19 protein-coding genes and 4 pseudogenes are annotated in these 20106 nt (G+C 57.0%); 8 read left to right on the forward strand and 15 right to left on the reverse strand.

Features of this window, described 5'->3' with window-relative positions:
• Positions 1–204: 204 nt before the first annotated feature.
• The gene (gene rimK / locus ACCQ01_RS16970) at positions 205–1080 is read right to left on the reverse strand and encodes a 30S ribosomal protein S6--L-glutamate ligase (RefSeq protein ID WP_116921527.1); all 876 of its coding nucleotides are present in this window, start codon (positions 1078–1080) and stop codon (positions 205–207) included.
• A gap of 492 nt (positions 1081–1572) precedes the next feature.
• Between rimK and glgX the strand changes: the two genes are divergently transcribed.
• Positions 1573–3702 (forward strand): glycogen debranching protein GlgX, encoded by a 2130-nt coding sequence (gene glgX / locus ACCQ01_RS16975; RefSeq protein ID WP_228431836.1) that lies wholly within the window; start codon positions 1573–1575, stop codon positions 3700–3702.
• Positions 3703–4233: 531 nt separating this feature from the next.
• Here glgX and ACCQ01_RS16980 read toward each other — a convergent pair.
• The 3 genes from ACCQ01_RS16980 to ACCQ01_RS16990 form a co-directional block, all read right to left on the reverse strand.
• Positions 4234–4626, reverse strand: coding sequence for an H-NS histone family protein (locus ACCQ01_RS16980; RefSeq protein ID WP_228431835.1), 393 nt, complete (start codon positions 4624–4626; stop codon positions 4234–4236).
• 90 nt (positions 4627–4716) lie between these two features.
• Complete coding sequence (locus ACCQ01_RS16985; protein ID WP_011038225.1) at positions 4717–5112, reverse strand: hypothetical protein; 396 nt, start codon at positions 5110–5112, stop codon at positions 4717–4719.
• Positions 5113–5296: 184 nt separating this feature from the next.
• On the reverse strand, positions 5297–5443 hold the full coding sequence (locus ACCQ01_RS16990) for a hypothetical protein (RefSeq protein ID WP_228431834.1): 147 nt from the start codon (positions 5441–5443) through the stop codon (positions 5297–5299).
• Between the two features lie 63 nt (positions 5444–5506).
• On the opposite strand from ACCQ01_RS16990, the gene ACCQ01_RS16995 reads away from it, so the two are divergent.
• Complete coding sequence (locus ACCQ01_RS16995) at positions 5507–5737, forward strand: hypothetical protein (protein ID WP_228431833.1); 231 nt, start codon at positions 5507–5509, stop codon at positions 5735–5737.
• Between the two features lie 290 nt (positions 5738–6027).
• Here the strand turns inward: ACCQ01_RS16995 and ACCQ01_RS17000 are convergent, their stop codons facing one another.
• On the reverse strand, positions 6028–6399 hold the full coding sequence (locus ACCQ01_RS17000) for a hypothetical protein (RefSeq protein WP_228431832.1): 372 nt from the start codon (positions 6397–6399) through the stop codon (positions 6028–6030).
• A 544-nt stretch (positions 6400–6943) separates the two neighbouring features.
• Here ACCQ01_RS17000 and ACCQ01_RS17005 point away from each other — a divergent pair.
• From ACCQ01_RS17005 to ACCQ01_RS17015, 3 genes and pseudogenes are all read left to right on the forward strand, one after another.
• The gene (locus ACCQ01_RS17005) at positions 6944–7540 is read left to right on the forward strand and encodes a hypothetical protein (protein WP_076038479.1); all 597 of its coding nucleotides are present in this window, start codon (positions 6944–6946) and stop codon (positions 7538–7540) included.
• A complete protein-coding gene (locus tag ACCQ01_RS17010) occupies positions 7537–8637 on the forward strand; it encodes a helix-turn-helix domain-containing protein (RefSeq protein ID WP_076038478.1) in 1101 nt (366 codons plus the stop codon). The genes ACCQ01_RS17005 and ACCQ01_RS17010 overlap by 4 nt, the downstream gene beginning before the upstream one ends.
• Before the next feature lie 1069 nt (positions 8638–9706).
• Positions 9707–9928: pseudogene (locus ACCQ01_RS17015) on the forward strand (hypothetical protein); the annotation flags it as partial.
• On the opposite strand, the pseudogene ACCQ01_RS17020 reads toward ACCQ01_RS17015, so the two are convergent.
• The 4 genes and pseudogenes from ACCQ01_RS17020 to ACCQ01_RS17035 all read right to left on the reverse strand — a co-directional run.
• Positions 9824–10117, reverse strand: a pseudogene (locus ACCQ01_RS17020) (MobA/MobL family protein); the annotation flags it as partial. The pseudogenes ACCQ01_RS17015 and ACCQ01_RS17020 sit on opposite strands and share 105 nt — an antisense overlap.
• Before the next feature lie 71 nt (positions 10118–10188).
• Positions 10189–11291, reverse strand: a pseudogene (locus ACCQ01_RS17025) (IS3-like element IS1404 family transposase).
• 66 nt (positions 11292–11357) lie between these two features.
• Positions 11358–11591, reverse strand: a pseudogene (locus ACCQ01_RS17030) (MobA/MobL family protein); the annotation flags it as partial.
• Positions 11567–11860 (reverse strand): hypothetical protein, encoded by a 294-nt coding sequence (locus tag ACCQ01_RS17035; RefSeq protein WP_228432365.1) that lies wholly within the window; start codon positions 11858–11860, stop codon positions 11567–11569. The gene ACCQ01_RS17035 and the pseudogene ACCQ01_RS17030, both read right to left, overlap by 25 nt.
• 229 nt (positions 11861–12089) lie before the next feature.
• Here ACCQ01_RS17035 and ACCQ01_RS17040 point away from each other — a divergent pair, with 229 nt between their 5' ends.
• From ACCQ01_RS17040 to ACCQ01_RS17050, 3 genes are all read left to right on the forward strand, one after another.
• On the forward strand, positions 12090–13904 hold the full coding sequence (locus tag ACCQ01_RS17040; RefSeq protein ID WP_228432363.1) for a protein adenylyltransferase SelO family protein: 1815 nt from the start codon (positions 12090–12092) through the stop codon (positions 13902–13904).
• Positions 13894–14325 carry a toxin-activating lysine-acyltransferase gene (locus ACCQ01_RS17045; RefSeq protein ID WP_057672816.1) on the forward strand — a complete coding sequence of 144 codons (432 nt, stop codon included), beginning with the start codon at positions 13894–13896 and terminating at the stop codon, positions 14323–14325. The genes ACCQ01_RS17040 and ACCQ01_RS17045 overlap by 11 nt, the downstream gene beginning before the upstream one ends.
• A 62-nt stretch (positions 14326–14387) precedes the next feature.
• Positions 14388–15665 carry an MFS transporter gene (locus ACCQ01_RS17050; protein WP_228432361.1) on the forward strand — a complete coding sequence of 426 codons (1278 nt, stop codon included), beginning with the start codon at positions 14388–14390 and terminating at the stop codon, positions 15663–15665.
• Between the two features lie 100 nt (positions 15666–15765).
• Here the strand turns inward: ACCQ01_RS17050 and ACCQ01_RS17055 are convergent, their stop codons facing one another.
• The 6 genes from ACCQ01_RS17055 to ACCQ01_RS17080 all read right to left on the reverse strand — a co-directional run bounded on the left by ACCQ01_RS17055 (position 15766) and on the right by ACCQ01_RS17080 (position 20047).
• Positions 15766–16350 carry a hypothetical protein gene (locus ACCQ01_RS17055; protein WP_228415116.1) on the reverse strand — a complete coding sequence of 195 codons (585 nt, stop codon included), beginning with the start codon at positions 16348–16350 and terminating at the stop codon, positions 15766–15768.
• A gap of 116 nt (positions 16351–16466) precedes the next feature.
• On the reverse strand, positions 16467–16991 hold the full coding sequence (locus ACCQ01_RS17060; RefSeq protein WP_228432359.1) for a hypothetical protein: 525 nt from the start codon (positions 16989–16991) through the stop codon (positions 16467–16469).
• Between the two features lie 43 nt (positions 16992–17034).
• Positions 17035–17673, reverse strand: coding sequence for a hypothetical protein (locus ACCQ01_RS17065; RefSeq protein ID WP_139328711.1), 639 nt, complete (start codon positions 17671–17673; stop codon positions 17035–17037).
• 66 nt (positions 17674–17739) lie between these two features.
• Positions 17740–18510 carry a hypothetical protein gene (locus ACCQ01_RS17070; RefSeq protein ID WP_228415117.1) on the reverse strand — a complete coding sequence of 257 codons (771 nt, stop codon included), beginning with the start codon at positions 18508–18510 and terminating at the stop codon, positions 17740–17742.
• Positions 18511–18712: 202 nt separating this feature from the next.
• Entirely contained in the window at positions 18713–19207 is a 495-nt protein-coding gene (locus ACCQ01_RS17075; protein WP_144431282.1) for a hypothetical protein, read from the reverse strand.
• A gap of 27 nt (positions 19208–19234) precedes the next feature.
• Positions 19235–20047, reverse strand: a complete 813-nt coding sequence (locus ACCQ01_RS17080; protein WP_221281601.1) for a pesticin C-terminus-like muramidase — start codon at positions 20045–20047, stop codon at positions 19235–19237.
• Positions 20048–20106 lie beyond the last annotated feature (59 nt).

Consider the following 20106-nt stretch of genomic DNA (forward strand, 5'->3'; position numbering starts at 1 on the left):
GATCCATTGCAGTTGTTGCTGAATGTAGACCTGAACCTGAGGGCCGGCAAGCCGTCACAAAAAGGCCCAGGTGCGGCTAGGCACCTGGGCCAAATGTTCATCCCGATCACCGTCACTGCCGAGAGCGGAGCTACGGTCGGCAGACGTTAGCGGGGCAAGGATTAGAGTTTCGTTAACTTTTCGCTAAAACAGCGGGCGTCCCGATCAACGGATGGCCTGCTCCAGATGCTGGATGATGGTGCCGGCCACATCCACGCTGCAGACACCTTCCACGCCCTCCAGGCCCGGGGTGGAGTTGACCTCCAGCACCAGGGGCCCGCGCTGCGAGCGGATCAGGTCAACCCCGGCCACCGCCAGGCCCAGCGCGCGTGCCGAGCGCACCGCGACATCCTGCTCCTGCGGGGAAGCCTCGGCCATGGCGGCGGTGCCACCCAGATGCAGATTGGAGCGGAAGTCGCCGTCGGCGGCCTGTCGCCGCATCGCCGCCACCACGCGGTCGCCCACCACGAAGCAGCGCAGGTCAGCGCCTTCGGCCTCGCCGATGAATTCCTGCACGATGAAATTGGCGTACAGCCCGCGCAGCGCCTCGACCACGCCGCGCGACGCGCTGGCCTTCTCGGTCAGGATGACGCCGGCGCCCTGGGCGCCTTCGTTCAACTTCACCACATGCGGCGGGGGGCCGAGCATGGACAGCAGGTCCTGGGTGTCGTCGGGGTTGTCGCCGAAGACAGTCACCGGCATATCGATACCCTGGGACGCCAGCAGCTGATGCGCACGCAGTTTGTCGCGCGAACGCAGGATGGCGTCGGAGGGGTTGGGCGTATAGGTGCCCATGAATTCGAGCTGGCGCAGCACCGCGGTGCCGTACCGGGTGACCGATGCGCCAATGCGCGGGATCACTGCATCGAACCCGGTGATCGGCTTGCCCTTGTAGTGCAGGCTGAAACCATCCGCGGCAATGCGCATGTAGCAGCGCAGCGGGTCGAGGATGCGCACGGTGTGCCCGCGCGTGCGGCCGGCCTCGATCAGGCGGCGTGTCGAATACAGCTTGCTGTTGCGGGAGAGGATGGCGATTTTCATCGCGGCATTCGCGCGGCGCGGCCTGGTCATGGTCGGGATCTGATGGCGACGAAAGCCCCAAGCCCGTTCCGCTGCCAATGAGCCGATCGTTGCCAGGCTGCCATGCGCCCTGCACGCGTCGATCCGACTGGTATGCGACGGCCCCAAGGAGTGGGAAGCGAAAGCGACTCAGCGAGGAAGTGGCAACGCAAACCGCGCGGCCTCAACCGGGCTCGATGCTAGCAGGGCGCCGGCGCGCTGCTCAAGCAAAGGGTGATGGCAACGTCGCGTGTTGTGATACCAAGCGGACGCGACATGACGCGCGATATCGAGCCGAAGCACCAACGCATCACGATGCCGGTTGCTGACCGTGCATGGTTGATTGATCACCCAACGACGCATGCGCAGCCACCCTCACGCCGCCCCACTGCGGCCGTGACGTGTCTTGCACAGCCTCACCAGCAATGCTTGAGCCCCCTAATGCCGGCGTGCCGGTTCACGAGATCCTGCCCAATGCGACATCCCGCCAGCGCGGCTTACGCCACTCCCTCCCGCATCCGCCAAGGCCGCCCGTTCCCACGCGGCGCCATCTTCGATGGCAAGGGCACCAACTTTGCGCTGTTTTCCGCGCACGCCACGCGTGTGGAGCTGTGCCTGTTCGACGAACAGGGCAACGAAACCCGTGTCGACCTGCCCGAGTACACCAACGAGATCTGGCATGGCTATCTACCCGACGTAAAGCCCGGCCAGCGTTATGGCTACCGCGTGCACGGTCCCTATGCGCCCACCGAAGGACACCGGTTCAACCACAACAAGCTGTTGCTGGATCCGTATGCGCGCGAACTCGATGGCGATCTGGTTTGGGCCGACGAGTTGTATGGCTACACGGTCGGGCATCCTGATGGCGACCTGAGCTTCGACGAGCGCGACAGCGCGCCGTTCATGCCCAAGTGCGTTGTAGTCGAAGACACGTACGACTGGGAAGACGACGCGCGCCTGCTCAAGCCGTGGAACGAGACGGTGATCTACGAGACCCACGTACGTGGCTACACCATGCGCAACGCGCAGGTACCGGAAGCCGTGCGTGGCACCTTTGCCGGCTTGGCGCAGCCATCGGTGCTGCAGTACATCAAGGACCTGGGCATTACGGCAGTGGAACTGCTGCCCGTGCATGCGTATCTGGACGATCAGCATTTGCTGGACAAGGGCCTGCGTAACTACTGGGGCTACAACACCATCAGCTTCTTCGCGTTGAAGTCGCGCTACCTTTCCAGCGGCCACCGCGACGAGTTCCGCGACATGGTCAAGGCGATGCACAAGCAAGGCCTGGAAGTGATCCTGGACGTGGTCTACAACCACACCGCTGAAGGCAGCGAACTTGGGCCGACGCTCTCGTTCAAGGGCATCGACAACGCCAGCTATTACCGCCTTGCCGAAGATAAGCGTTACTACATCAACGACACCGGCACCGGCAATACGCTCAACCTGAGCAATTCGCGGGTGATCCAGTTCGTCAACGATTCGCTGCGCTACTGGGCTGGCGAAATGCATGTGGACGGGTTCCGCTTCGACCTGGCCACGATCCTGGGCCGCGAGCCGAGCGGCTTCGATCAACGCGGTGGCTTCCTGGATGCCTGCAACCAGGATCCGCTGCTGTCGGAAGTCAAGCTCATTGCCGAGCCGTGGGATTGCGGCCCGGGCGGTTACCAGGTGGGGCATTTCCCGCCGGGTTGGTCGGAGTGGAATGACAAATTCCGCGACAACGCGCGTGAGTTCTGGAAGGGCGAGGACGGCAAGCTGGCAGAGTTTGCTACTCGCTTCACCGGCTCTGCGGACCTGTTCGACCGCCGCGGCCGCCGCCCCTGGGCATCGGTGAACTTCATTACCGCGCACGACGGTTTTACGCTGCGCGATCTGGTGAGCTACAACGAGAAGCACAACATCGACAACGGCGAGGACAACCGCGACGGTTCCTCCAATGATGGCTCGTGCAACTATGGCGAAGAAGGCGAGACCGACAACGCCGACATCCTGCAACTTCGCGAGCGGCAGATGAAGAACCTGCTCGCCACGCTACTGCTGTCGCAAGGCACGCCGATGATGCTGGCCGGCGATGAGCGGGCGCAATCGCAGGGCGGCAACAACAATACCTATTGCCAGGACAATGAAATCACCTGGCTCGACTGGGAGAACGACCCCACCGACGGCCGCCTGACCGACTTCGTCAAATCACTGACCGCGCTGCGCAAGCGTTACCCGATCCTGTCGCGTGGCCGCTTCCTCAACGGGCAATACAACGAAGAAGCCGGCCTGCGTGATCTGACCTGGCTCAATCCGGGCGGCACCGAGATGGACGACGCGCACTGGACCGATGCCGGCGCGCGCTCGGTAGGACTGCTGCTGGAAGGCAAGGCGCAGACCTCCGGCGTCAAGGAACGCGGCAATGACGCCACGTTGCTGATCGTGATCAACGCCTATCACGAGGGCGTGACCTTCACCCTGCCCTCCTCCGACGAACCGGTGCACTGGAAGCTTGCACTGTCTACCGACGAGGCGCTGGAAGTGGACAGCATGCCGGCCGGCGCCAGCGAGTTCCTGGCACCGCCGCGCAGCATCACGGTGTTCGAGTGCAAGGTGGGCTGATTGCCTGAGCGTGCGTTAGCAAGCCCGCCTTTCATTGGATGGAAGGCGGGCTTTTTTGTGGCTACTTGTTTGTATGCGGATATCTGGCAGCCTGCAGCGCGGGCGCAGCCGACACAATTGCGGGCCTTTTCGATTTGGCTGCGTAGCCAAGCCGACCCAGCGCCCATCACTGCCAGCTTGCGCCACATGCGGCGGCACGCGCGGCTGGTGTGGACAGGCGATGACCTATCAGCGATTGCCATGCAGGGTGCAATGCCGTCTGCAGCCTCGTGCTTACCTAAGCCTCTTGTCTACGCGCACGCGGATGATGTTCGACCGTGATCGCGATGCGCTTGCAAACGGCATCGGGTATCGCGTAGCCGAGCGCCAGCATCACTTCCGACAAGGGGTCACGCCGGAGGCCGCCAGACTGTGTTGATCCTTCCCACAGCGCGCGGCCGCGCTACCAAGCGTGAGGCTGTCGATCTCGCCCGTGCGGCCGTTTATTTCTATCTTCGTGAGTGTGTGCCACAAGCAGCGATCGACCGCAGCTCAGCCCGGATACAACGGAAAGCGCTTGTCCGGGTGCTTGGCTTTCCATTCATTATAGGAGCTGGTGCCCTCCCACGCCTTGAATGCGCGCGGCGTGCGACCACGGCCAGACCAGGTCTCGCCCGAATGCGGCAGCCAGTACTTGGCGGCCACCTCGCCGCTAGAGGTCAACGGGCCCTTGACCTTGCCGGTCGTGGCCAGCGAAGCGATCTGGGCTTTTTGCTTGGTGTTGAAGCGGCCACCGAACTGGGTCAGCGTCTCGATCACCTGGTCGAATGCTTCCAGGGTCTGGGCGTATTTCAATTGCGCCTCTTCCTGCTCGAGCTTGCGCAGCTCTTCCAGCAGTTGGGCTTTGGCGGCGGCGGAGGGTGACGCGGGCGAACTTTGGCGCATGGGCGAAGCAAAATTCTTGGACAGGTCAGCGAGTATTGCCGTTGCACCGCCCAGCGTAAAGCGGCTGCAGCACGGCAGTTGCAGGCCCGCTCAGCGTGGCCGCAGCAGCGCCTGCTCGCGCGCCATGGTCAAAACCGGGCCGATGCGCCCGGTACGGATCAGCTCGCTGCAGTGCTTGCCGACGAATTCGACCCGTGGCGCGCAAAACCACTGCCTGACGCGCTCCACTTCGCCGGCATTGATCGACCAGGCATGGAACACCGTCTCCCCGAGCTCCTCCACACCGATCAAGCCAAGCTCTTGAATTTGCTCAGCATCCAGCCCGAACATCTCCAGCACCTTGCCGGCATCGTCCAGGGTGCCGAAGCCGCTGTTCATCTGGTCCGCCATGCCGGCGGCGTAGGCGACCGACGCGGCACGCGCATATTCAGCGCGCCGCATGCCTTTGAGGAGTGCTCCAACCAACTGGGTGTGCGTGGTGGCCATGGCGCTTGTGTCGAAGGATGTTGCCACTATGGGCGTACGCTCGACCCCGCTCAATCAGGAGCTTCCTGACGGTGGGGAAGGAAATTGCGAAGCAAACTGCGCGGCCGCTTCGCCAACAAGGGGCGCCCGCAGCGCCCTACACACCTGCTCGGCGTCCGCCTGATGGGACGGCGTGCTAAGCGTCCTAGTCCTCGATGCTGTCGTCATCATCGATCTCGCTGTCTTGTGCCGGACCTTCCTGCACAGGGGAGTGCGGCTTGCCCGGCGCCTTGACGCCATCCGGCGGGTTTGAATCGGAGGGGCCTCGATTGGTGTCGTTGTCGGTGCTCATGCGTTTCTCCCAGGGCAACAGTGCCACCTGCCCACCGTCGCTCAGGGTGCGTGAGCCTGACGTGTGATTGATCCGCTGCGCGCGAGTGCGATCGACTGCGCCATGACGGCCTGGCCGTTAGGCGGTGGTACGCATCGCGTGTTTGAGCTTTTCGTTCGAATAGCAGATGTCACGCAGTTGAGCGGATGGAGCACATACCCAAGCCGGGCATTCGAACTCTTTGATGCATCGCGCCTTCGCAAGCACACCCTTGAATCAAACGAAGCGGCCTTCGACAAGCTGCTGAGCCGCTGAAAACGGCGCAGCGCCGGTGACACAGACGCCTCTCATGATTGTGTCCGGCCGTGCAGAATGCTGATGCGCGCCAGCACCCATGCAGCTGATACCGCAAGAGTACGTGGGGTTTCTTGCGGTCGCATCCATCAGCGTATCTTCGCGCAGCTGTGCGATCACATCGATGCGCTCTGGAGCGTTGAGCGGTATAGCAATCAGGTAACGAGTACTTTCCTAAAGAGGCAGTGGAATCAGCCAGTTCGAACTGTAGGCCTATCCATCTCGCGGCCGCTTTCAATGGATCTGCCGCGCTACCTTGGAGTTTCCATAAGCACGTATTGAAGCGCTACAGCAGCGTAGGCCAGCACCACCGCGAGCAAACCAAACCATACGTATTTGCGCGGCCCATGCTTCAACCCCATCACACTTATGACGACTGCAAGAGCCAGCATCAGCATAAATTTCAGCACGTACAACGAAGACGGCAGCAGGAAGGCCAGCAGCAACCCGACGACCATGCTTCCTATGACGCAGCTTTGGAAGTAATAGCGCGCACGAACAGACATGCGTCTCGACACGATCAGCAACAAGCAACCAAACGGAATAAACCACGCGGCAATTACTAGCTGAGCTGCAAGAACATCGAGCGAAGGTGCAAACATCAGCGCGTCTTCCAGATACACCAGCGTCCTCTGCCTTCCTGCGATGGGTGCTTTGATCGTGACATCGCCGGGCAGCTAACAGCCGCTGCATCACATGGAGTCAATCAGGCAGCGCACGAGGGAAAGGCAAATCTATGGAGCTGCAAATCAGCAGCTACCAAGAGATACGCTTCAAGGCATCCAAATTTAAGGGCGCGAAGGTTTGGAAACGCCACCTCAACACTGCCTGGCGGGCCGTTCCAGGCTCGTGCTCGCCTTCTGGGATAGCCAGCGCCGTCAGTTGCCATCACTGCCTTCCACGGCTGGAGCGGGCGATGGGAACAGAATCCAAACCACCCTAACCCATTGATATCACAAGGATCAAACAGCCCAATGGGTCAAAAAACGATACCTCGAACGATACCTAAAGCTAGCAGGGGCAGCCACTCGACTCAAGCAGGCGAAAGCGAGCCTAGCGGCAAGATCTGTACGCCTGCGCTCTTAGGTAGCAAGGTAGAACAGCAGGGCTTGCGGCGCCCGTTATATTTGTGGTTATAATTTGACAACACATTATAAAGACCTTCCCATGCTCTCCCAATCCGAAATCGAAGCGCGTCTGACGCCCTACACGGCCCGCATCGTGCAAGTTATTTTGGACGCATGGGCGGACTGGATGGCGAGCGGCAAGAGTGGGCGCTGGAAGCGCAAGCGCAGCCGGGCTAATTACATCTGGGAGGAGCTGGCGTGCGGGGCCGAAGCAGCGTTTGCCAACGACTCGAGTGTGCGCATCCATCCCAAAAACCAGAGTTGCTGGTTCCACATTAACGGACTGGTTTTTCGCTTTAAGAAGAGCGATTCGAGTGGCCTTACCAGCAACTATCCCACTCAAGCGGCCCTGGACTACCACGATCAGCAAGAAGATCTGCCTGGTATCCCTAGGGTGCAGCGCTTGGAAATCACCTATGTCCCGAATCCGTTAGAGACGGCCATCCAGGACATCTTGTTGGTAGCGCGTGATCAGGGCACCTTGCTGTGGTGCACGTCCTTGCTGCGCAAGGACGAGGGTGGAAATGTTGTGCCGATTGGGGTTGCGCCAGTCTCAGAAACGCCGGTGTCGGCCCCGAAGACCATAAAAATTGCGGTAAAATCGAAGAACGAGAAGAAGATTGAGAACGAGCCATGACCACCCCGCTTGCCAATGCAGCCTTGATCAAGGTGGCACGGCAGACAAGGGGAATGAGTCAGGTCCAGTTGGCTAAGGCAGCCGGAGTGACTCAGGCCGCCATTTCCAAGTGTGAGGCCGGCCTTATGCAGCCAGGGCCCGAGTTGATCGAGTCTCTGGCCAAAGCGCTCAGCTTTCCCGTCTCTCTTTTCTATGAGACGGACCCCGTCTTTGGTGTGCCGATCAGCATCAGCTATCGGAAGAGTGCCAGCGTAGGTGCCAAGGCGACTGACAAGATGGAGGCGGAGATCAACCTGCGCCTGATGCATCTGCGCCGCCTGCTGTCTTCCATGGACTACGAACCGGAGTTGTCGCTGCCGCGTTTCGACATTGACGATTACAACGGGGATGCCGCGCGGATTGCACAAATGGTCCGCCGTCACTGGGGTGTACCGAGCGGTCCACTGCACAACCTGACAGCCCTGGTGGAGCGCGCGGGCTGTATCGTCCTGTCGTGTGAGTTTGAAAGCATCGGTGTTTATGGCCTGACCCTGCAACCGCCGGGTCTGCCCGCCTGCATTTTTCTCAACAAATCCATGCCGGGCGATCGCCAGCGCTTTACTCTGGCACATGAATTGGCCCACGCCATCATGCATCGTATGCCAAGCCCCGACATGGAGCGAGAGGCGGACGCATTTGCCTCAGAATTGCTGATGCCAGCGCAAGACATCCGCAGTGACTTGATGCATGGCATCAATCTACCTCGCTTGGCTGCACTGAAACCCATATGGAGAGTCTCCATGGGAGCACTGTTGATGCGAGCCAAGACGCTGGGCTGTATCACCGACATGCAGAGTACGTATCTGTGGCGCCAGATGAGCGCCGCCGGCTACCGAACGAAAGAGCCGCCGGAGGTTGACTTCGCCCCCGAGCAAGCGACTGCCTTTAATGACATCCTGCGTGCCCATGCTGACGAGTTGGGCTACACGATGGCGGACTTCGAAGCCATGCTACACATGCACGCCGATGAGCTGAATAAGATGTACGCAATCGAGAAGCCAGCCCGCGCAGTGACGCTACGCCTGCTCAAATTTGGCGCTTCAGCTGCTCACAGTTAAGTATCCGCTTCTGGCAAAAGGGGTGGGCGCTGCCGCCACGGCGCACCACACCCTATCTATGAGCATTATCAACAACAAGAATTCGCTGCGGAACCTGCTCTGCTTAGATACCCAACTTCGGTGGCCGAAACTTCAACTCCCAATGCCCTGCCTCACCCTCGGCCTGCGATGGAGTCGCATCCTCTCTGTATGCCTCAGGCGTCAGCACCTCAATCGGCTGCGGAGAGAAGTTCTTCTCCAAGGCCTCAGCCGCCTCCACCATCGCTTTTCGAGCCCGCTTGATCCGCCCCTGCTGGATCGCTTGGATGCGCGGGGAGACATGCCTCTTCGTTCGCGCCAAGCGCCGCTGTGCTCTGGCCACCACTTTCGTATCGGGATCGTATTCTTGCTCATAGAGCTTGGCTTGCGCATCCAGCACGGCCACGCGCGCCTTGTAGGGTCGCACCAGCGCATGGGCATACTTGCTGATTGAGCGAGCAAGCATCTCGGTGTCTTCAAAGAAAAATGGCTTGGTGGCGTAGCTATCCGCTCGCCGGCAAACGAGTGTGGAGTGCGCCCGCTGGAACTCGGGCTCAATCTGGATACCCGGGATCTGCCGCAATACTTCGAGAGACTGCTGAGCCACCTCTCGCTGGGCTTCGAGCCAATCTTCGATCAGCTGCGCCTCTTGGTTCAGGACCTCCGAGTCTGGCCGACCCGAGGACCGAGCCAGACGCGTCACGCGACTAAGATGTCGGGTCTGACCGCTGTAAGGCCTGTAGAGACCCGGGCGAGGCGCTGGCGCACGCGCCAAGCGCTCTTTGATCTGGCGCACCCGCTCTGCGCCTGACAATCGCCCCTGCCAACCTGCTGTGCGCCCTTCCAATCCAGACTCTTTTGCGTTGGCCCGATCCCGAAGTGCAGCCGCATGGCTATGGGACGGTGGCACTTCATGCACGATGCCGCCACTTTTGGTCATGTGCTCAGCCACAAGCTTTGAAAGCGCCAGTGCTGCTTCTCGCCCACCTGCCCCTCTCACTTCTACTGTGAACTTCGTTTTGCGCATCACCGCCACTTTGGCTTTGCCCAAGTGCTTGCCAGGCCGGCGCGTGAGTTCGCGGGCGCGTTCAAACTCTCCATTACGCGCGGCTTCCTGTGCTTGTGCTCGGAGACTGCGATGATCTACCCGAGCCGGGGCGCCCGCATTCTTCAAGTGCGCATTGATGACCATTGCAATGTCTTTGCGGATTTGCCGCAGCGCTCGTGTGCCGCCCCCTTGCCGCGCATCAAACTCAGCGCAAGCGCGCTCCCCCAGTCCTCCTGGGCCGACTTGTCGTGCTGACATCAGCAAATGCACATGATGATTGCGCTGATCACCATATTTGCTTGGTGTGTGCACAGCGACCAATACGGCGACCTTGAACCGATTGACGAGCAATTGGCCAAGCGCCAAAGCGAGCACCTTTCGTTGGTGTGGATCGAGTTGATGCGGAAGCGACACCTCGACTTCTCGGCAAACGCGTGCGTTCTTACGCGTCTCCGACGTCCCCCCGCCCTGAGTAGCGGCCTGGTTTAGAGTCCGGGGTTGATGATATCGGTGTTTGCCAGATGTTGGGCATAAGCAGCCGGGGTCATGCCGCCGATTGCTTTCTTGGGTCGGTCCTCGTTGTATTCGCGTCGCCAGCGTTCGATTTCGGTGCGCGCGTGCAGTAACGTCGGGAACCAGTGCTCGTTGAGGCATTCGTCGCGCAGTCGGCCGTTGAAGGATTCGACGTAGGCGTTCTGGTTCGGTTTGCCTGGCTGGATGAGCCGTAGTTGCACATTACGGGCATGCGCCCAAGCGACCATCGCCTTACCGCAAAACTCCTTGCCGTTGTCAGTGCGGATCACCTTCGGCAAACCGCGACTGTGCGCCAGTCGGTCCAGCACGCGCGTCACCCCGTGCCCGGAGATCGCGCGCTCCACTTCGATGGCGACCACTTCGTGGGTTGCATCGTCCACGATCACCAGACACTTGATCACCCGGCCTTCGGCGGTGCGGTCGAACACAAAGTCCATCGACCACACCTGGTTGGCCTGCGATGGCCGCAGCAGCGGTTGACGCTCGCCTATTGGGACCTTCTTGCGCTTGCGGCGGCGCACTTGCAGCTGCTGCTCGCGGTACAACCGTTCCACACGCTTGTAGTTCACGATGCGCCCTTCTTGCCGCAATTTGAGATAGATCATTCCCACGCCATAGCGGCGATGGCGATGTGCCAACGCACAGATGCGTTCGCGCAGTTCGCCATTGCGATCTTCGCGCGGGCAATACCGCAGTGCACTGGCGCTCATGCCGATCACTGCCAACGCACGACGCTCGCTGGCACCACGCCCGATCCATTCGCGCACCAGCGTCCGACGCGCCGGTGCGCTTACCACTTTTTTCGCAGTGCATCCTTGATCAGGTCGTTCTCGAACAACTGCTCGGCCAGCAACTTCTTCAGCCGCGCGTTCTCGGACTCTAGGTCCTTGAGCCGCTTGGCATCGGGCACGCTCATCCCACCGAACTTGCTGCGCCACAGGTAGTACGAGGCCTCGCTGAAGCCATGCCGCCGGCACAGGTCCTTGATGGCGACGCCGCTTTCGGCTTCGCGCAGAAAGCCGATGACCTGCTCGTCAGTAAAACGTTTCTTCACGTCCAATCTCCTCGGGGTAGGGAATTGGACTCCAAACTGAGGCGCTACTCAAAATTGGGGGGACGTCGTCTCGGCCGCTTCGTTCGCGTTCCAAAAATACTGCGCATCAAAGCACCACTCGGGCGCTCCTTTCGGCGCAAGCATCTGATGGAAATCAACACCGCCTCGGTGGGAATAATTGTGGCCAAGCCCTGTGCTCATATCGAGCAGATCAAACCCTGCGCGGTAAGCAGCTGCTGCGACCGAAGAGTCGCCGTTGCCTCGACTGAAAGACTTCATTGTTGCGTGATAAATCGCCATTTGTGAAACTCCTGTTTGTTTGTGGAGCACATAAAGAAGCGACAGAACATTCCCTGTCGAGAGTTAAGCGAACTCGACAGCAGAGAGACCTTGATCACAAGCTTTTGAAGAGGCCGTGTTGCCTGGCGAAGCATAGGCAACGAGGTGGCGAAAGCCACCGCACCGACGCGCAGCGTTGGCGCACGGTTTCTGCAAAGCAGAAAACCATAAGTGCGCTCTTGCTCTTCAATTTTCTTTGAATTTGTTTTCGCCAAAGTTGGATCAACCATGGCTCTTTTTTACGTATAAATAATAATTATACGCAATAATGAATAAGACCTGTACGGATCTGATTATGGCAATGCCGTGTGTCCCTTTTTACGCTGACTGTCCATGCAGAAGTGATGTCGCGTGTTTTTCAGAAAATCCAAGCAGCAGGACGAATTGCCGTCAGATTGGTAGCATCATCTCTGCCGATCGAACGCTAACTCGCAACAGCTGCGGAAACAAGGAAGCGAAATGCCCAATGACTACTGGGACATGGATGACAAGAACGACCCCAACCTGTTGAACCTTGCCAGCGTGAGCACCTCAATGCTCGTGCCCTTTCCAGTGGGAAGACTGCCGAATGCTTCTTTGCTCTGGCTCAATGAGCGCTGGTTTCACGACTTAGGCATGGCCATCCACGACGCGCCAACTCGGGCTCGCATCTCAGCGTCCTTGCTTGAGCGCTTTGCCGTGACCTCTATCGAAGCTCACTGCGTTGCCAGCAGCTTCGGCGGAAAGACACTGGGCGCTGATCGCTATGGTGGGAGCGGTGGGGCAATCCACGGAGGGAGTGGCCGCTGTGGCTCCGATGGCATGCTAATCGCCAAAGGAACCGGCCCCACGCCACTGGTCTCTAAGGCCCATGATTGGTCACACTCGCATGGCTGTCTCTATCTTTACGATGCCATTCGCGAGGCAGTTGCTAGCGAGATCCTCAACGCAGAGCTCCCCCACGGGGCAGTCCCCATCGTTGCCATCATCGATGCCGGCTTCTCCCTCGCACGCATCGATGCAGACGAACCGGAGCGGTGCGCCGTTCTGATCAGGCCCGCTTTCCTGCGCTTGGCGCATTTCGAGCGCAGCCTGTATTTCGGAACATCAGGCAGCGCAAACAGCGATCAATTTCAAGATAGCCTGCGAGTCAAAGATGCCATCCACTTTGCCGACGAACACGCGCAGCGCGATGCCGGCAATCCCAATGGCTTAGGCGTTGACTTGTCTGCGCTCTACCTCCGCCTTGCCGAGCAGATTGCCGCAAGTCGCGCGCATCGCCTTTGGACCGGACGCCCGACAAGCGACAACATCACATCGAACGCGCAGTTCCTGGATTTCGGCGGCTTCCGCGCAGTTCCCAGCTGGAAGCGTGGCACCGATGGGCATCGTCACTTCTTCGGCGATGAGATGCGTGATGTTCGCCACTCGCTTCCCTCGCTTGCCTATTTCTTTAAGAAGTATTCCCGCTTCGACAAGGCAATCGCCAACATCGATCAGCTGCTTATCCAGATCGAGCATCACATGGAAGCTGCGTTTCTCAGTCACTGTGCAGAAGCCTGTGCCTTGCCTGAGTCAAGCCCAGAGGCGTTGCATTTTAAAGCACTCATTGCGCGCTACTACCGCGAGCAACAGCGCATTGACTATGCGCTCGATCAGCCCACAAAGCACGATGAGCGCCGCGCTTGGCTCTCCGACCACGTCAGAGGCAAAGCAAGCTACGGGTCTCCTGTTGGCGAGGAGATCGCGGCGCTCCTGCGCGCACTTCCGAACGCAACTCTCCATCTTTGTGCCGCCAACCGCTGGCTGAGACCACGACCACGCCTTTCCTATCGCGTCTCCAAGCGCCGGGCGATCAAGCTGGTGCGGTCGATCCTGGCCGATCGGTCGTCGGGACCCGAGCGGGTCTCGGCTTTTATCGCAACCGAGGTCGCGGTCTCACGCCGCGTTTGGAAAGGCTTACCGCCACACTGGCTTGTCCTGGGCTACGCAAGCGATCACGTGTCCACCGCCTTGTATTTCTTTGATACGCATCGTATGGCCTATACAGTCCAGCTGGAGGGGCCACGCGTGCGTGGCGGAACACTGCTTTTCGGTGCCGAAGTCGCAGATGAGACACTCGGCATCACCAATTCTGGCCATCGAACCGTCGTGCTGGTCGATTGCGAACCCACCAGCTACCTGGTAGGTCTAAGCTTGAACGGGCGTGCATCAATTCCTGCCGCACTGCTCACCTTCCCAGACGCTGCCGTTGCGGCGCAGACATTTAGCTCAACCACCGCCCATGCAACCTAATGCCGTTGATGCGCAGGCGCTTGGCCTGGCAATGCAACTCCTGTTCAAGACTGACCGCAAGAAGTTCAGTATCGCAGCGGCTTATGTGTGGCTATGGCCTGCAATTCGCCTAGGCCAGCTCGTCACGATTGAAGACGAAGACGGGGTCTGGACCGGCTACGCCTTATGGGCTTATCTGACGCCTGAAACCGCCAGTCATTTGGTTCTGCAAGATCCGCCGTTCTTGCCGATTAGCGACTGGAACGAAGGTGATCAACTCTGGATCTTGGATTTCGTGGCTATGCCAGGGCATCACCGACGCCTGGCGAGAGCACTCCGGCATCGCTTGCGCCCTCACTTCAAGCAAGCGTATCGCTTGGTGCGAGATAAGACGGGCGCTATGCTGGGAACCAAGACCCACAGACTTCGCAAAAATAGCTGAGGAAGACACGTTGCTTCCTTGATACGAATGGACGAACCGAAGCGACAAGGCAGTTGCAGCCTATGCACGAAGTGACATCAAGGTCGACCAAGGCCTGGACTGGATTTTTGTTCCTGGGCTTCGGTTCTGGTTTGCCCTATCCGCTGATCGGCAGCACCTTAGGCTATTGGCTCAGCGAAAAGTCGCTTTCGATCGCAGTCATCGGTGCCTTGGCTTGGACCGCACTTCCCTACTCCCTAAAATTCCTATGGGCCCGCCATCTCGACCAACGTCGTGCGCCGGTCGTTGGAAGCACCATGTCGCACCGTCAAGGCTGGATTGTCTTGTCTTCGATCATGGTCGCCATCTCTCTCCTAGGCCTTGTCCTGAGCGTTGTCGCTGGCAGCCTTCCGCTGATTGCACTGAGCTGCATCGCAGCAGCCTTTGGCGGTGCGACCCTGGATGCCTCAGTCGATGCGTTCCGGATCGAACAAGAGGCAGTGCACCAGCAGCCAGCCAATCTCCTCACTGCCTACCAATTTGGCTACCGCATTGCTCTACTGCTGAGCGACGGTCTGGTGTTCTTGCTCGCAGCGCGGCTGTCCTGGCAAGTTGCTTATGCACTTCTGCTTCCCCTGATGTTGGTGCCCATCTGCGGAACGCTCTTTCTGCGATCTGCCCCCGATAGCGTCCTCACCCCAGGTCGCACGAGTGCGGAGAAGCAGGGGGCTCCGTTGGTGTCGCTTCGACCCTCCACGCTCCAAGGATGGATCGCAGTGGTCGTCTTCATCGGCTGCTATCGCCTACCGGACATTCTTCTGGGTCCCATGATCAATCCTTTCTTCTATGCCCTTGGCATTGGAAAGAGCGTGGTCGGATCCCTGCATATCTGGCTTGGGATCCCAGCAGCCTTCCTCGGAATTTTGGCTGCAGGCACAAGCTTGAAGCGTATGTCTTTGAGCACGACCATTCTTGTTGGCGCAGCTCTCCAAGCCCTTGCCCTCCTCGTTCTTGCATCGCTCTCGTCGAACGAGCAGTCTGCTGAACTGCTTTGGGCTAGCGTTATTCTTCAAAACCTTGCTAGTAGCTATACCGGCATAGCCCTGGTTGCTTACATGTCAAAGCTGGTCACGCTTGGACGCGCAGGTGAGCACTACGCTTGGCTAACCAGCTTTTACTCCATCTTCGGCAGGGTGCTTGCCGGCTTCTCAGGCCTAGCAGTGGCTTATCTCACCACGCTCAATGGACAAAGCCAAGGCTATGGCATGTTTTTCATTGGCATCTGCCTGACGTGCGTGCCCGCCCTCCTCGTCTACTTGCTCATCATTCGGAATAACTTGAAGGAGCGACCAGAGCCGTAAGTGCCATCACGCTGTTGCCTTGCAATGACCTTGGGCTGTTTACGAGAACATGTAATGCGTGAGCTCAGTCGTTATGCACAGGCCGGTGCAAAAATGAACACTATTTACTTGACGTTTGAGTGACAGCATCCAAACCATCACTCAGCCTCGTCGAAACCGTCAGCCCAGAAGCACAAGGCGAGGTCACGTCCGTCGTCGAGACATAGATTTTATACGGCCCTTTCGTCAATGTCGCTGGTTGGGTCCAAGCTGCATTTTTTATCACGGCCCGAGGCTCACGTATGCCTTCCACAAAAGCATATTTTTTAACGATATCACTATATCTTTCACAGCCTCGGGCTTTTTTGTCAGCAGAAATTACAGCTAGGGCAGCTACTGTCCAAGCCTGAGAGCTTTCATCACTGCGATGAACGCCGAAGCTCAACGCTGCTACCTGGGACTTCTGATCATTCAATGAAACTCGATAGTGACGACGAAGGGGCTCGTCTCTGACAATCTCGGTCTTGCCGGCTCTAATTAATTTGTTGACCTGAGACTCTTCAACAATAACGCCGCTACTGAATAGCGACACCAGTTCGTCAAGCACTTTTTCTGAACCATAGGCGTCACCACAGAATGTGGCCGATACTAAAATAGAAAAGGCCACGATAGCTGAGGACCATACACTACTCTTATAAAATTTCACTCCAGCCCTCATTGCATTTAAAGCGCTTCAAGTGTCGTCTTGAAGCCTGCCCAGATGTCGGCCCGGATTAGCGCTAACCAATTTGATGCCTAATTGGCTAGCACCAGCGGACCTCATCAGTTTCGACTTCTCGTGAGACCAAGCAAGCACTCGCCCTTCGAACTCGCCTTTACATACACCGACGTTTCACCAAGATTTGTTTTATAGAAGACATCCTTACTAACGTCGGCGAGTGGCGCATGGGGATTGGGTGGCAGGACGTATGGGGTGAGCGCAAATTTCTGCTTGATCTTAGACACTTCATAACAGCGCCCAGGAGCGAGCTCCATATACATAAAACTCACTCCTTTATCGAGTTCAGGCGGGACCCTGAACTCAACGAAGGAGATCGCATACTGATCCCGCGTCTTGAACGTATTTGAGCGAAAAGCAATGTTCAATGATCGACTTGAACTCACCTGATGGAAATCACGGAGTCCAATTTCGCGGAAAACTTCATAGTTTACCGGCTTACCCGGATCATAGATTTTACCAACTATTTCATCCATGGCGAGCCCTGAAATTCCATCTTCCGCAATGGCGCTTGTGCAGAAGACAGCCATCAGCAATGTAACCGCAAGACCTTTGTGCACGCCCAACATTACTGGCCTCTCAAATAAGCACGCAATTCAATTTCAACCTGATCTACAGGCGATAAATATCTAAAGCAACCGACAACAAGGAAGAGTCATCCTTGACCAAAGCATAAAGCGTCCCCTGGTCAACCCTGTGCAGCGCACCGATTTGAGCCAGTGAAACTACTTGACCATCGATCTCGGCAATTGCCTCTCCCTTTTTCGGAAGTCCTGATTTGCTTTTTGAATACATCATGAGGCGCGTTTTACCATTAGTGACCCAGGCTCCCACGTATTTGTCGTCTGAGTGATCGTGTGATGGCGATACGAGAATTGAATCGACCAATACGCCCTTTGATAGCGCACCATCTTTAGCTGCAAGAAAATTACCCTTACCAATCTTCTCGGGACGAGGATCTATATCACCAATAATCCCTGGCTTCGCCTGAATTTTTAGGTTGGTGGACAGGTAATAGGTATCACCAGAATAATAGTCAACAAATTGAGCGCACGTGCCTTTGATCGCATGAACTCGGACATTGTCAACCTTACTTACCTTGGCTAGGGGGACTACCAAATTCGCACTCCCGCCCTCCACATAGAAATTGTCTTTAAGCTGAGACTTTTCTGAACATAGAGCCCTAGCAGCACTCTCTCGCTGGTCATTTGAGCGGGCCTGCCCGACCATTAGGCCGGCGAGCGTAAGCACGCAAATCGAATTTAAGGCAACCCTAACTATGGACATCGAAAGCACCTCTTTAACGCGAATGTAAAATCAAGGGGTTGGAACAATGATAGTCGGAGTTACCTCACTATATCCACCAACAACCTTTGTATCACTGGGACCAAGCACGCCTATGCTGAGATAATTTGCAACACCCCTCACAATATCATTGGCAAATTTCTCATTTTGATTAAACTCAGCATTGGTAAAACCATCTTGATAGAGGTTTTGGTAAAGGGTTCGAGCAGCTGCTGCATTATGTGCCAGCTCATGCATCACCAAGAAATTCGCCCCTCCCATTAGATCGGAATACCCCTTAATGGTGTCAATGTTTATTGATATCTGTGGGTCGCCGTTGTTATAGTCGGACTGCCCAGTCGCAAACCCATTACTATAGCTAGTGCCCGCTTCGTTTACCTTATAGTCTGCATTGAGCATCAGACTCTTGATTTCAGACATCTGCACGGTTGAACCATCGCTCATTTGCATATAAGCGTTATCAGGAAGCGAGCTGATAGAGTCTTTAACAAAGTAGATTGCATCGTCAAATTTAACCAGAGCGGCCGACTCTTCCGCTGTCAACGCACGCGTGAAGTTGAGATCGTATTCCGGCGCTGTTGGAAGAGGAGTGCCACCCCCACCTGGAGGACTAATAGGCCCTGGCTGTTCAACTGGTGGTGAAGGGGGAATAGTCGGAGGCGGACTTGGGGGAGGGTTAACTACGACTGGCGGCAGCTCAGTAGGCGGCTCGCTCGGATCGACATCCGCAGCGGCTGCCGCACCTGCCACTAGAAATAACTCTTCGTTTGTCAGCTCTCTCATTACAGCACTCCCTGCAATATTTCGATTGATAAATTACTGTTTCGCTTTCTTTTCTTCCTAAACATCATTTTTTTATTTCCCGTGCAGCCCATAAATAACGGTCCATTGCAAGCCCGGATCACATAGACTTAGAGCTAGGCAGACTCGAAGCACTTGAAGATAAATTTACCTCTGTTGGCCTCTTACTCTTGGCATGCAAACCTCATTTCTCCAACGTGACCGTTTCAAAAGTAGCATCTGGCGCATATTCATGTGCCCATCTCAGAACAGAAATCTCTGCGTCGAGGCTCTTTTTATTCCTGGGCACAAATAAGGTGAAAGTGGGATTTTTTGAGCAAGAAGCGCCCGACTTTTTGGTGTCGGCTTTGCAGTTAAAGTGAATGAGCCCAGCAGCTTCGACCGTATTATCACTCTTGATCGCAACTGCACCTTTCTCAATGCAGCTCTTGTAGCGGCAGCCGGATATTAAGGTCAACCCATTCCCCACATCAACGTCTTTGTTGGGTGGACCGCTCAGAGCCTCCCCAAACTGCTGCACCAATGGTTTTCCGGGAATAATATAGTCACCTGCTGACTGACCAAAGTAAGCCGATAGGACCGCAGAATTAATCTTGGCAGGCGCAGCCGTGGCCAAAACGCTTCCCCACAATGAGAAGATCATTATTGCAATTGATGCAATTCTTTTGTTAGCCTTCATCTCCAACCTCACGTTATAAGTCAACACTTAACCGCCACCCGGCACGCTGCCGTTCGTAATATCTTGTTGAATAAGGGCGGCCTCCCTGTCTCGCCTTGTATCATACGCATCACCGAAATCGTTCAGATTGGTAACAGCATCTTGCCAATGTCCCGTTGTTACTTGGGTCCAGAAATTGGGGGTTGCTGTGGCAAGGCCAGGGCCGTATTGGTAAGCAACACTTGCGATGGCGGTCTGGACGCCACCAGGCAGCTGATAAAAGTCAGCATAATCGGAAGAATTGTTATAGCTATTAACAACCGTATTTAAAATGTTTGATCGAACTGCGTTATCCAACGCATCTGCCTGCGCCTCGGTGATGTGGAGAGGGTTGTTTTGAACGGCATTCAGCGCATCTTGTCCTGTTAGATGAAGGTAGGGCGTCAACGTAGTAACAAGCGCCTGATCCACACCTAGCGCGGCAAGGCTTTCGGTAGTTTGGCCACCCAAATCGACTCCAGTTGCCACAGTTACTCCGCTCTGATCTATGACCACGCCGTTATTGGTGGGGACATATGCATCTAGCTGTTGCCCGCCCTCGACGCTATCAATAAAGGCGTTATCGATTCTGTTTTCAGCAGCCAGCGGGACAAAAACATCACCATCGTTGCCCCCTCCTCCACCTTGTGGCGGTGGTGGGGGTTGCTCAACTGGCGGTGTTGGCGGCAATGTTGGTGGTTCTGATGGAGGTGGATTAACGACCACGGGGGGCAACTCAGTGGGCGGCTCGCTTGGATCGACGTCCGCAGCGGCTGCTGCACCTGCCACTAGGAATAGCTCTTCGATTGTTAGCTCTCTCATTACAGCACTCCATCCTGTGCGTTTAATTTTGATCCAATCATTTCTACTATTTGATTCGC

Origin of the sequence: Xanthomonas sp. NCPPB 4037, assembly GCF_041475695.2 — a bacterium.
GTDB lineage: Bacteria > Pseudomonadota > Gammaproteobacteria > Xanthomonadales > Xanthomonadaceae > Xanthomonas > Xanthomonas campestris.